Annotated in this window: 7 protein-coding genes; 6 read left to right on the top strand and 1 reads right to left on the bottom strand. The window is 40.2% G+C overall.

Annotated elements, in window-relative coordinates; genetic code table 11:
* Positions 1-388: 388 nt before the first annotated feature.
* The 5 genes from ORI89_RS06165 (at position 389) to ORI89_RS06145 (ending at position 11,023) form a co-directional block, all read left to right on the top strand.
* Positions 389-3,427, top strand: coding sequence for a SusC/RagA family TonB-linked outer membrane protein (locus tag ORI89_RS06165; protein WP_268229567.1), 3,039 nt, complete (start codon positions 389-391; stop codon positions 3,425-3,427).
* A gap of 20 nt (positions 3,428-3,447) precedes the next feature.
* Positions 3,448-5,133: a RagB/SusD family nutrient uptake outer membrane protein gene (locus ORI89_RS06160; RefSeq protein ID WP_268229566.1), complete on the top strand. Its 1,686-nt coding sequence runs from the start codon at positions 3,448-3,450 to the stop codon at positions 5,131-5,133.
* A gap of 113 nt (positions 5,134-5,246) precedes the next feature.
* Positions 5,247-7,745 (top strand): hypothetical protein, encoded by a 2,499-nt coding sequence (locus tag ORI89_RS06155; protein ID WP_268229565.1) that lies wholly within the window; start codon positions 5,247-5,249, stop codon positions 7,743-7,745.
* 171 nt (positions 7,746-7,916) lie between these two features.
* On the top strand, positions 7,917-9,758 hold the full coding sequence (locus ORI89_RS06150) for a carbon starvation CstA family protein (protein WP_268229564.1): 1,842 nt from the start codon (positions 7,917-7,919) through the stop codon (positions 9,756-9,758).
* Positions 9,759-10,039: 281 nt separating this feature from the next.
* Complete coding sequence (locus tag ORI89_RS06145) at positions 10,040-11,023, top strand: lipoate--protein ligase (RefSeq protein WP_268229563.1); 984 nt, start codon at positions 10,040-10,042, stop codon at positions 11,021-11,023.
* Between the two features lies 1 nt (position 11,024).
* Here ORI89_RS06145 and ORI89_RS06140 read toward each other — a convergent pair whose 3' ends face one another.
* Positions 11,025-12,746, bottom strand: coding sequence for a hypothetical protein (locus ORI89_RS06140; RefSeq protein WP_268229562.1), 1,722 nt, complete (start codon positions 12,744-12,746; stop codon positions 11,025-11,027).
* A 216-nt stretch (positions 12,747-12,962) separates the two neighbouring features.
* Between ORI89_RS06140 and ORI89_RS06135 the strand changes: the two genes are divergently transcribed.
* A complete protein-coding gene (locus ORI89_RS06135) occupies positions 12,963-13,460 on the top strand; it encodes a hypothetical protein (RefSeq protein WP_268229561.1) in 498 nt (165 codons plus the stop codon).
* Positions 13,461-13,506 lie beyond the last annotated feature (46 nt).

Genomic DNA, 13,506 nt, shown 5'->3' with positions numbered 1-13,506 from the left:
GACTACACATTAGACTATCGTTTAAATAGATTAATGTGTAGTCATTTTATAGTAGTAAAAAGTAAAGGTATGTTGTGAAGTGAATCAGTAGTATGGATAATTGATTCTATTCTTTATTCAGTTTTATACCGACGTTAGAAAAGCGATGATTAGTAAAGTACTATTTGTTTGACTGTGTGTTTACTAGTAGAGTAAATTATAGTATATAAATACCTGTTCAAAATGCATTTTTGAAATACCTAACTTTTTGATTGACTGTCATTTATCTTGTGCATAATATTGGGTGTATTTTGGCTATGTTTTTCTTCTTTATCCTACTACAGTACGGTTAAGTTTGTCTTGCTTTCTAGTGATAAGGAAGCTTTTTGTAAACCTTAAAGCCAAATATATGAATATTAAAACAACTTTATTTTTGTTGGTTCTGCTACTTTTTAATAGTAGTATGTTGATGGCGCAAAGCCGGCAAGTGAAAGGAAAGGTACTGGATGCACAAAACAAACAGCCATTAGTAGGGGTAAGTATTACTGCAAAATCAAGTGCTTTGCAGACCAGTACTGACCAAAATGGGGCTTTTACTATACAGGTAAATAGCCTAAATGAAATGTTAACTTTTAGTTACTTAGGTTATAGTAATTATGAACAACAAGTTTCTGATAAGGAACTACTGATTTCTTTAGAACCGATTAACCAGGGACTGGATGAAGTGGTAGTGGTAGGGTACGGGACGCAGCGGAAAAAAGATTTAACAGGTGCTATTAAGACTATCGGTTCGGAAGATGTAGAGGGCAGGCGAACGGTGCAGATTTCCGAATCGCTGCAAGGAAGTATGGGCGGTGTTAGTGTAACACGCAGTAGTGGAGCGCCCGGAGGAAGTTCGAGTATTTTAATACGCGGTATTACAACCATAGGTACCAATAGCCCACTGATTATTGTGGACGGATCACCGGTGAATAATATAGATCACGTAAACCCGATGGACGTAGAAAGTTTGACCGTATTAAAAGATGCAGCCTCAGCAGCTATTTATGGGTCGAGAGGTGCGGCAGGCGTGATTTTGATAACAACAAAAAGGGCAAAAGCTGGACAGCAGAGTTTTGACTACGCATACGAATTGGGGGTGCAAGAGGTTACAGCTTTGCCTAAATATGTAGGCATACAAGATTTTATGCGTTATTTTAACGAGCAACTCGTGAACGACGGAGGCTCTCCATTGTATGCGCAAGATCATATAGATAATTATTTGTCGAATCATGCCAATGATCCAGATAAGTACCCGAATACCGATTGGCAAAAAGCGGTGATGACCAACGATAATCCATTGCGAAATAGACATGAACTTGTGTTTACCAGTGGAAATGACCGTCTGAAAACAAAGGCCTCTTTAGGCTATACCAAACAAGGAGCATTTTATGATAATTACGATTACGAACGCCTGCTGGCTCGGGTGAATAATGACTTGAAAATATCGGATAAATTTGATTTAAAACTTGATTTAGGCTATAAGAGAACGAATACAGACGAAGTGCCTTATAATGTGATCTATAGAGGACGAACACTCCCTGCTTACTACGATGATTATTACCAAGATGGACGCTACGCACCGGGAAAAGACGGTGACAACCCTGTAGCTGAAATATATGATGGAGGGAATAAACGCACGCAGCTTAATCAATTATCGGCACGCATCGCCTTCAGTTATAAGCCCGTTGCAGGCTTGACACTAACAGCGCAAGTAGCTCCGATTCTTGATTTTGATAAGGTGAAGAATTATACTAAGAAAATTGAATACACCGATTTAAATGACCCGGCACGTGTTATAGCGCAAAATAGGTCAAGAACTTCACTAAATGAATCGCGTATAGAAAACTACTCCATCAATACACAGTTGTTGGCCAATTACAATTATACGCTTCGGGAAGATCATAATTTTGATGTACTGGCTGGTTTTGAAGAGAATTATAGACATTATGAAGGCTTGGCGGCTTCTAGAAACGGTTTTGCTTTAGTTGGCTTTCCTTACCTGAATGCCGGCGCTATCGATCTGAGAGATAATTCAGGCTCTGCGAATGAGTCCAATCTGCATTCTTTCTTTGGCCGATTACAGTATAATTATAAAAGCCGCTATTATATACAGGGAAATATTCGTGCAGACCGTTCGTCGAGATTTGCCAATGGACATAGGCAAGCGGTGTATCCTTCGGTTTCAGGAGGATGGGTGCTGACAGAGGAGAACTTCTTGAAGGATAATCCTTATGTTAATTTCTTGAAACTGCGTGCTTCTTGGGGTAAATCAGGAAATGAGCGCCTTTTAGACAGAAATGGAAACTCTAGTTATTATCCGTATCAGGCGCAGATAGATTTTACAAATGCATTGTTTTATCAGAATGGAAAAATTGTACCGCTGCCAGGCGGAGGACAACAGGTGTATGCGGTGCAAAACATATCTTGGGAAACCAGCGAAACCCTAGATGTTGGTGTGGATATGTCTTTTTTGGATAATAGGCTATCGGTATCCGCTGATTATTATGATAAGAAAACCTATGATATTTTATTGCCACTGGATATTCCTTTGTATTTAGGATATGATAAACCAAATCAGAATGCCGGAGAGTTAGGTGTAAAAGGCTGGGAGCTTGAGTTAGGTTGGTCTGATCGGGTAGGCGAATTAAAGTATAGTGCAGCTTTTAATATATCAGATGCTAAATCTAAGATCAGGAGTTTAAAAGGAACAGAGTTTTTAGGCGATCAGATAATCCGGCAGGGCAGCGAGTATAATGAGTGGTATGGCTATAAGTTTGATGGCATTTTTCAAAATGAAGAGGAGTTGGCAAAAGGTCCTGTGATGAATCCCAATACGAAAGTTGGTGATTTTAGGTATGTAGATGTGGATGGTAACGGCGTGATAACGCCGGACGATAAAGAGTTGCTGGGCGGTGCTTTACCACGCTTTCAATATGGAGGTAATATACGCTTGGATTATAAAAACTTTGATTTCGGCCTGGTATTTCAGGGCGTAGCAAAACGTTTGAGCCGTTTGAATAGTGAGGCAATAGAACCATTTGCAGAAGGCTTTGGTAGTTTTCCGGAAGAGCTGGTAGGCGGATTTTGGAGTGCGGCTAATACCGAAGAGCAGAATTTAGGAGCATTTTATCCTAGGCTGTCTCGGGTATCAACCAGCAGTAATTACGCTTTGTCGGATCACTGGTTGATTGACGGTTCGTATTTCCGTATTAAGAACCTTACGCTAGGCTATACATTTAAGAACAGTGTGTTTGAAAAAGTGGGTATAAATAATATTCGTGTGCACACAGCAGTGAATGATTTATTTTCGAAAAGCAAGTTTCCTAAGTATTTAGACCCCGAAGCAGGCAATTACAGCTACCCGATAACACGGACCTTCCTGTTCGGTGCTAGTGTAAGATTTTAATAAACCAATTAACTGAAACAATGATGAAAAAATATATATACATAGTAGTAACTTTAGGTTTAACGCTGAGCTCCTGCTATAAATTAGATTTAAACCCCTTGTCAGAAGCAACAAACGAGAATTTTTACCAAAATCAAACGGAACTCGAGATGGCAGTAAATGATTTATATCGATTGGATTTTTGGGGAAACGACAATGAACTGCATTCGGATAATGAATGGCACCGCGCACAATTGACAAATGCCGTGATCGGAGGGACGATGAACTCAGAGGATGGCAACGTAAAGAATTATTGGTTGGTGTGTTATAAAGCTATTGCTAGAGTTAATTCCTTCTTACACTATAAAGATAAAGCTGCCGCTAACACGGCCGAAAGTGTAATTAGCCGTTTATCAGCGGAGATGCGTGTGATACGTGCCTATCAATATGCTAAGCTGATAACGCACTTTGGAGATGTGCCGTTTATAGATGGTGTATTGACTTTAGAAGAGTCGTACGGAAAGGATCGTAATGATAAGAAAATGATCACGCAGTTTATATTTGATGAACTGGATGAAGCAGCAAAGGTGTTGCCAGAGGCTTATTCGGGGAGTGTAAAACGCTTAACTAAAGGAGCAGCACTTGGAATAAAAGCAAGGTTTGCCTTATACGTGGAGGAGTGGGCTGTGGCACGGGATGCCGCACAACAGGTGATGCAATTGGCAGACAAAGGGATCTATGAATTGCATGATGACTATGCTTCTGTATTTACTAAGCAGGGAAGCCAGAGTAAAGAAATGGTTTTTTTAATACCGAAGAGCGAGGAAAATAATGTAAATAATGGCGCAGCCTATGTGCAGGACTTTATATCGAGGAATGCAGGAGGTTTTGGAGCTTGGTTGCCAACCAGGGATTTGGTCGATGCATATGAGACTATTGAGGGGAAACCTATTGACGAATCAGCTATTTATAACCCAAAAGATCCGTTTGCAAACCGTGACCCCCGCTTAACTGCCTCTATCGTGCCGTTTGATACACAGTGGCTAGGCTTTAATTATACGCCGCACCCCGATTCATTAACGGTGTACAGCGAAAAATTTGGCAGACAGGTAAGCAATAAAGATTCGAGAGGAGTGGCAGCTTTTGCAAGCTATACCGGGTTTTTGTGGAAGAAAGGGATCGATCAGACCTGGGCCGATCGTTTGGTAGAAGATAATGATTTTATCGTGATGCGTTATCCGGAAATCTTGCTTACGTATGCAGAAGCAAAGGTGGAATTAGGAGAGTTAGATCAGTCTGTATTAAATGCAGTAAATCAAATACGTGCACGCGCTTATGCTGTAGAAGTTGGAGATGTGACGAACTATCCTGCTGTCGAAACGATGGATGCTAAGGAGCTGCTGAAGGTAATCCGTAGAGAGCGTAGAGTGGAGTTTGCAAAAGAGGGGCTTCGTTATATGGACTTGATTAGATGGCGCTTGGCAGAAGTTGTTTTGACAAAGCCAGTAATAGGCTTGCCTGATCCGGATAAACAAGATAGGAGTAAATGGCCTTTCCCGGGGGTAACACCATTGGATGAAAATGGTATTGCGGATTATAGCGGTTTTGGGGCAGACGTAAAAGTTTTAATCGAACGTAAGTTTGATAAATCTAAACAGTACCTATGGCCGATACCAGCAGTAGAAAGACGAATTAATCCGAATATTGGACAGAATCCAAATTATTGATTGATCTGATTTTTATAAAAAATTAAAACTTATAAAACAAGTTTAGCAATAGGCCATCTGTTGTGTCCTATACAGGTGGCTGAACACTATTATTATAAAGAGTAAAACAATTTATGTCAGAAGTTAAAAAGAGAGAGGCTGCTTGGTACAAGAGCAGTATTGCATGTGCATTATTAGTATCAGGTTCTTTAATTATGCAGGATGTTCAGGCACAGCAATCGAAGAATTATAGGTCGGTGAGCGGAATTTATCCGCATTTAGCGATGTATAATGACGAAGGTGAGGCAGGAACGGGCGCTGTAATCCCTTGGGCTGGAAAATTATGGGCAATTACTTACGGCCCGCATTTGCCATTTGGCTCGTCGGATAAATTGTACGAGATTGATAGCGAACTAAACCGAGTGGTGCGCAAAGAGAGTATAGGAGGTACACCCGCCAATAGGATGGTGCATAAAGAAAGTAAACAGCTTTTTATCGGGCCGTATGCTATCAATGAAAATGGGTATGTCCGTTTGATACCGTATGCGAATATGCCTGGACGTATTACAGGAACGGCCCGGCACTTGACCGATCCGGCAAATAAAGTGTACCATGGCACCATGGAGGAAGGCTTTTATGAGGTTGATGTGCATACCTTAGGGGTGAAGTGGCTATATGCCGATACCAATGTGCCAACTAAAAATCGCAATAATGTGCCGACGGCTGATCTGCCCGGCTATCACGGTAAAGGCCTATATTCAGGGCAAGGTGTATTGGTGTATAGTAATAATGGTGAATATGGAAATGATGCTTTAAAATATTTTGATACCCCATCGGGCAGTTTATCAGAATGGGATGGTGAGAAATGGAAAGTTGTACGCCGCAATCAATTTGTTGAAGTAACAGGACCAGGAGGTGTACAGGGGAATGAAAACGCCGAGACAGACCCGATTTGGGCGACAGGCTGGGATCATAAGTCGATTTTACTGGGCGTGCGAGGAGATAATGACTGGACTTTCTATAGATTGCCTAAAGCTAGCCGAAGCTACGATGGAGCCCATGGCTGGAATACAGAGTGGCCAAGGATTAGGAATATTGGCGCAGACGGACAAAACGAATACGTGATGACTATGCATGGTATGTTTTGGTCTTTCCCGGAAACATTCACGAAAAAAACGAGTAAAGGGATTCGACCACGTTCGGCTTATTTGAAGGTTATTGGTGATTTTGCGCGCTGGGGAGATAAGCTGGTGTTCGGGACAGATGATGCAGCTAAGTCGGAGTTCTTGAATAAAAGGGCAGCAAAAGGTGGTATTGCAGGACCGGGACAGTCGCATTCTAACTTATGGTTTACTGATGCGAATATTATAAATGAGCTTGGACCAAATACAGCAGAGGGTTCTGTATGGCAGAAAGATGAAGTGAAAGCAGGAGAATATTCAGAGCCGATGTTGTTTGCCGGCTGGGAAAGCCGTTCGGCTTGGTTGCATAACCATAGTAAGGTAGAGGTGTTATTAACAGCAGAAGTGGATATAGACGGAACAGGCAAATGGAGTAAGCTGGCTGATTTTAAATTAAAGGCTGGAGAGACTATACGTAAGGTGTTTGCGGAAAAAGAACAGGGCGAATGGATACGTATAAGATCGGATAAAGCAGCGCAGCTTAGCGTGCATTTTACATATCAGAATCGGGATGGCCGATCAACTGTAAGTGATGCGAAATTTGCGGGACTGTCGACCGACGGGAATTTAAACGGTGGTATACTGTATAGCCTAGGAGCGGACAGACGTGCATTGGGTTTGCTTTCTTATAATTTTGACGGGAAGGGAAATAAACAAAAAGTAGGGTATTATGAGATGGATGATAAGTTTAATTTGGTAGCCAAAACTGACGAGAAAACTGAACAGTTTATAACAGAGAATATGGCTATACCAGAGCGTGTTGTGGAAATTGGGGAATCGTCTGCACTGATTATTGATGATGCAGGCCGACGTTGGCGCTTGCCACTTAATGATAAGGAGTATACGGCACTAACAGACCAGGCCGTGTTGCGAGTGGCACGGGAGGTAGCAACAGAACGGGATCTTTTTAGTTTGCATGGTACGTTTTATGAATTGCCGGCAGAGAACGCAGATGGCTATGCGAAGATCAGGCCGATAAGTACGCATAACTTTAAGATCAACGATTATGCTTCATACCGTGGAATGCTGGTAATGACAGGCGTTGACTTGGATAAGGTAGCGGGTAATAAGGAGCATATTCAGGTTTCTAATGATGGAAAAGCAGCTGTCTGGACCGGTGTAATTGACGACTTATGGAAGATGGGGAAACCGACAGGTAAAGGAGGCCCATGGCATAATTCGAAGGTACTAAAAGGCGAAGCTTCTGACCCGTATTTAATAGGTTTTTACGATAAGAAATCGTTGGAATTATCGCATAAAGGACAAGGAACTGTGCATATTCTAGTAGAAGTAGACCCAGGGGGAGATGGCAACTGGATGACGTATAGAACAATGGCTGTGAAAAAAGGGAAAACTCTTAAATATGAGTTTCCGGCAGATTTTCAAGCTCGGTGGATACGTTTTGTTGCCGACCAGGATGTCGAGGCTACAGCGACGTTAACCTATAAATAATAAAGAGTTTGAGGGGCAATAGGTAGACTAATGCTCCTCAGACTTTTTTGTTCTTTTTGGCATATTGTTGTGAAATGTCGAGAATATTGTAGAATAGTACCTGAAATAGTATTAGTATTCTTATATTTAAACAGTTAATACATAGAGACTAATACGTAAACCTTAATTTCGATGAATTTTTTAGACAATGTTAGTGCGCTGACTTTGGTATTTGTAGCCTTACTATTGCTGGCGATAGGGTATAGGTTTTATGGGATATTTATTGCGCATAAAGTACTTCGGCTGAATGCAAGAAACACAACTCCAGCTTATGAGTTTGCTGATGGACAGGACTATGTAGCTACGAATAAAAATGTACTTTTTGGCCACCACTTTGCCGCTATAGCAGCAGCAGGGCCGTTGGTCGGACCGGTGCTGGCTGCCCAATTTGGGTACTTACCCGGAACACTGTGGATATTGATTGGGTGTGTTTTAGGCGGTGGCGTGCATGATATGTTGGTGTTGTTTGCCTCTATACGTCATAAAGGAGAAAGTTTAGCCAGTATCGCTGCAAAAGAGATAGGCCAAACGACAGGACTGGTAGCAGGTGTAGCGATATTGTTTATTTTGATTCTCACACTAGCCGGTTTATCACTGGCATGTATTAGCGCTATGCATGAAGCTCCTTGGTCGCTTTTTACCGTGATTATGACCATGCCTATTGCTATTCTTATGGGACTGATTATGCGCTACCGTAAGGATAGTGTGCTTTTGGCAAGTGTGCTGGGCGGGGTGTTGCTAGTGGTAGGAATAATAGGTGGCCATAGTTTGATGGAAGTAGACTACATCAGTAATCTGTTTAATTGGAAGGTATCTACCATTTCTATAGCAATAGCGGTGTACGGCTTCTTGGCTTCTGTGCTGCCGATGTGGTTATTGCTTGTGCCTCGAGATTATTTGTCAACTTACCTGAAAATAGGAACTATACTGATGTTGGCAGTGGGCATTATTTTTGTAAACCCGAGTATGGAGATGCCCGCGCTCACGAGTTTTATTAATGGCGGCGGGCCGGTGATCGGTGGACCGGTATTACCTTTTATTTTTATTGTGATAGCCTGTGGTGCTATATCAGGGTTCCATGCTATTATTGCAACAGGTACTACGCCTAAAATGATAGGAAATGAGAAAGATATTCTTTTTGTGGGCTACGGGGCTATGTTGGTTGAAGGTTTTGTTGCATTAATGGCTTTGATAGCAGCTTGTACATTGGTGCCCGGAGATTATTTCGCAATTAATACACCCACACATTTATATAACGATTTTTTGGCAGCTAACCCCAGCCTAGCTATGGTTGACCTGCCGTACTTTAGTGAGAAGATTGGAGTGGATTTGCAGGGCCGAACAGGAGGAGCGGTTTCTTTAGCTGTAGGTATGGCGCATATCTTTAATAGCATACCTTTTATGGATCAGCTGATGGCCTACTGGTATAATTTTGCCATTATGTTTGAAGCAGTTTTCATTTTGACAGCAATCGATGCAGGAACACGTGTGGGACGTTATTTTTTGCAAGAAATGATCGGGGGATTTATTCCTCAGTTTCAAAATAAGAGCTGGATCCCTGGGATCGTATTGTGTAGTTTTCTGTTTACTTTTTCATGGGGCTACTTAGTTTTTACAGGAAACGTTAGTAGTATATGGCCCTTGTTTGGTATAAGTAATCAACTTTTAGCAGCTTGCGGCTTAATCGTATGTACAACGATGTTGATTCGTATAAATAGGGGTAAGTATGCACTGTGCGCCGCAATACCGGGGGTGTTCATGGCCGTGATTACGTTTTGGGCAGGCTACCTGCAGGTCGTTGATATCTATTTACCGGCAGGAGATTATTTGCTAGCTAGCTTGGCGGTACTGGCAATGCTATTGATGTTTATAGTTTTTATTGGCGCATTTAAGAAATGGAGACAGCTGTTGAGAAAGAACGAAAGTTATGTAGACTATTATGGAGAAGCGGTAAAAGAGTTGGTAGAACGTTAAGGCTGACGGATGCCTAGTATTTTTGCTGATTTTTGACTACACATAGTGTAGTACAGTTTAAGCTAGGGTTTAGCAGGAGTTAAGCCAAGAATATGACGGACTTACACGGACTATCACGTATATTGACGGACTTTGGCGGAGTAGGAATGAATAGGTGATGGAGAGAATTTTGGTAAACTGACTGTCTGGATGGTCAATTGTAAAAATACATATTTAGAACCAGCATTTAAGTATCTAATCGGAAAAACTTATTATTTTTATAGTACTAAAATCTTTTTGCTATGATAATAATTGATTCACCCTCAAATAACGCTTATTTCAATATAGCATCCGAAGAGTATTTGCTATATAAATATCCGGAAGAAGATCTGTTCCTATTATACGTCAATGCGCCTTCTATTATTGTAGGGAAATTTCAGAATACATTGGCTGAAATAAATTTGGATTATGTAGAAGCAAATGATATTGCTGTAGTCCGTCGTTTATCGGGTGGAGGAACAGTCTATCATGATCTGGGGAATTTAAATTTCTCTTTTCATACCTTGATAGGTAAAAATGATTTTATGGATTTTTCGCAGTTTACAGAGCCTGTCATTAAGATGTTGAATAATATGGGAGTGCCAGCGGAGTTAGAGGGAAGAAATGACCTGCTGGTGGACGGTAAGAAGTTTAGTGGTAATGCGAAGTTGATGAAAAACGGTAAAATGATACAGCATGGTACCATCTTATTTGATTCGCATATGGAGGTACTCAGTGAAGCGCTGCGAGTAAATCCCCTAAAGTTTGTAGATAAAGCAGTAAAATCAAATCGCGCACGGGTTACTAACCTGATTGAGTATACACCCCAAGGAATGACGCTCGATTTGTTAAAAGAGCAGTTGATTGAAGAGATGGTGAAAAGTAATAGTGGAGTGGAGTTGTATACATTTACAGAAGAGGATATGCAGGCTATTCAAAAACTAGTGGAGGATAAATATAGTACGTGGGAATGGAATTATGGTTTTTCACCCAATTATAATTTTAAAAAAGCGATAAAAGTGCCAGCTGGGTTTATTGAGTTGCATTTAGATGTCGATAAGGGGCTGATTAAAGCAGCGAAAATATATGGTGACTTTTTTGCCTCTAGACCTATTGAAGAATTAGAGAAACAATTAATTGGTAAACAACATAGAAAAGAAGATATTTTACCTTTCTTATCGGGGATAAACCTGACTGCATATTTCGGAAAGGTTACGACAACCGAACTGCTCGATTTATTTCTGTAAATTATTGAAAAAATTGATGGGAAATAGGACCGTATTTCTTTCTTAGACGTTGTTTAGCTTTTTTTATAGCATCGACTGTTACACCTAGCGTATGGGCAATCTGTGTGTTGTTAAGTCCCAGTTTGGTTAACAATAGGATGCGAAGGTTTGATTCCGTAAGATCCGGTAAAGAGTTGATGACAAGCTGATAATAAGAAGGGAGCTCTTCCTCAAAGGAAGTTTTGAATCGAGCCCAATTATCGTCCGTCATCAGGTGGGAGTCAAGTAGCTTGCTAAGGGTGTAATGGTGGGCTTGCCCTCTTATGGCATTGGATTTTTTTGCACTTGACAGCTCTTTCTCTAAATTTTGTATTTGTAAATTGCGCTCTTGTAAAAACAATTTAAAGGAGGCCAGGGAATTGTTGGTCTCTTTTAGTTTCTTCTCGGAATTTAATTTGTCCATCTGTATAGAAAGAACCTTCCTGTTAAACTCTGAAGTTTGTAGCTTTAGTTTCCGGCGGTAGGTGAAAAAAAGTAAAATAACGACCACAATAAGTAATAAACTGATGGCAGTCCAACTTAACCGGATGATAGTAGCTCTTTCTACTTTTGCTTTCTCGATTTCGAGTTGAGTGATGACTTCTTTTTTTTGAAGCTCCCAGTTAATTTTACTCAAAGCATTCTCGCCGTCTGCAATGGAAACTTGAGGCTTTAAAATATTTAATTCTCTAAGAGCGTGCAATTCGTCTTTTTCATTACCGGTTAATTGTGCGATCTGTAACTTTATTTCGATACTTTCCTGTTCATAACCTTTTAAATAGCTCTTGGACTTAGCAAAAGTATAGGCTTTGTGGATTGTCGTACTGGCTTCAGTTATTTTGTTGGTTTTTAGATAGATTTTCGCCAGCTGTATTTCGGCGTACATCTTGTTGCGCTGCTCATCTAGTCTCTCTGATATCTCAATATCTTCGAGAAGCATTGTTTCGGCAAGTTCGTTAAGCCCTCTTTTTTCATAGATGGAAGCGAGGTCGCCAAGTGCTTTAGCATAACGCAGCTCATCCTGTATTTTTAAGGATAAATCCTTAGCTTCAATTAAGTGCTTTTCGGCATGATCTAAATCGTTCTCCTGTAAATAGTAAGCACCTATTGCATAACGGATAGTGGCTTCTGTATTTGTGTTAAGTGGAGCATAGGGCAAGGCTTTGGATAAATAGGTAATAGCACGTTGGGGGTCGTCTATATTCCCGAAATAATAAGCGCTTTTTACATAGACTTCGCAAGGCTGTATAAGAAGTTCTGTCTGCGGATCGTCGAGTATATTAGATACTTTTAAAAATAATGGAAGAGCTTTTGTGAGCTGTGAATAGCTGTAGTAGTAAAAGCCGAACGAGTTGTTGGCCCATGCGATGAGGTTTTTGTCTTTTGTTTCTTCAGCCAGTGCTATTGCCTCTTCAAACAATTGCGTACTTTGATTGTTTTTAGCATCGTACTGATATGCGTATTTTTCAGCTAATAGGACTTTGTGGATAATATCTAACGTCTTGGGCGTTTGTTGGGTGATTTTTTGTGCTAAGTTTTGGAAAGTGCGTTCGAAACTTGCTAAGTCGTGATGAGGTTGTCTTGCTTTATTAATAAGTGAATCTAGCGTAAAAGAATCTGCTGGTTTTGCTCCTAAATAGAGGGAAGGGAAAACCATTAAAATTAGAATGGTATAAATAGATGGTAGCAGCCTAGGTAGAAACATGGTCAAATATAATATTTTAAGTTTTTGTAAGGATATAAAAGTTAAAATTGTATTTTACTATAGTAAAGAATATAGTTTTTGGTAGCGCTTAAAAAGTTGAAATTCAATTTCTTTAACTTACTGAGAAAACGAATTTTGATAAGGACAATGAAAAGTCTATAATTTGGCTTGTTATTTGTGTTATTATATTTATATAACGACTGATTTATGCTAAAAATGAGAACTTTAATAACCTTAGCTTTATTTTTTTCTTTTAGTTTGGCTAATGGTCAGAATCTGGAGATGACAGATATAAGACGTGATTTTAAGATCGGACATAAAGATAAGGACTTGTGTCAGAGGTATCTTAAAGAGTTGGAAGAGCATGCAAACTCATCGGTGGAGCGTGGGTATGAAGCGGCATATCATATGTTTATGGCAAACCATACAGGCAATCCTTTTAAAAAAATGAGTTATTTTAAAAGTGGGCGCAAAATGTTGGAAGAAGCCATTCAGTCTGATCAAAATAGCGTTGAATTACGTTATATACGTTTGTGTATACAGTATTATATACCGAGTTATTTAGGGTATAAAGGAAATGTAGAGGAAGATAAACGGTATTTGACCGAAAATCTTTATAAACTAAGAGATGACTCGGTGAAAGACTTAATTTACAATTATTTAAAAGGTGCTAAAATGTATTCGGATGAAGAGTTAAAGCTGTTGGGGCGGTGAGCGTAAAGATGTTATTATTACCCGTTGGGCAGCTTTTATTAGAGCT

The sequence above is a fragment of the Sphingobacterium sp. UT-1RO-CII-1 genome (assembly GCF_026711005.1).
In the GTDB taxonomy this organism is placed as follows: domain Bacteria; phylum Bacteroidota; class Bacteroidia; order Sphingobacteriales; family Sphingobacteriaceae; genus Sphingobacterium.
This window is presented reverse-complemented; position numbering and strand designations above follow the sequence as displayed.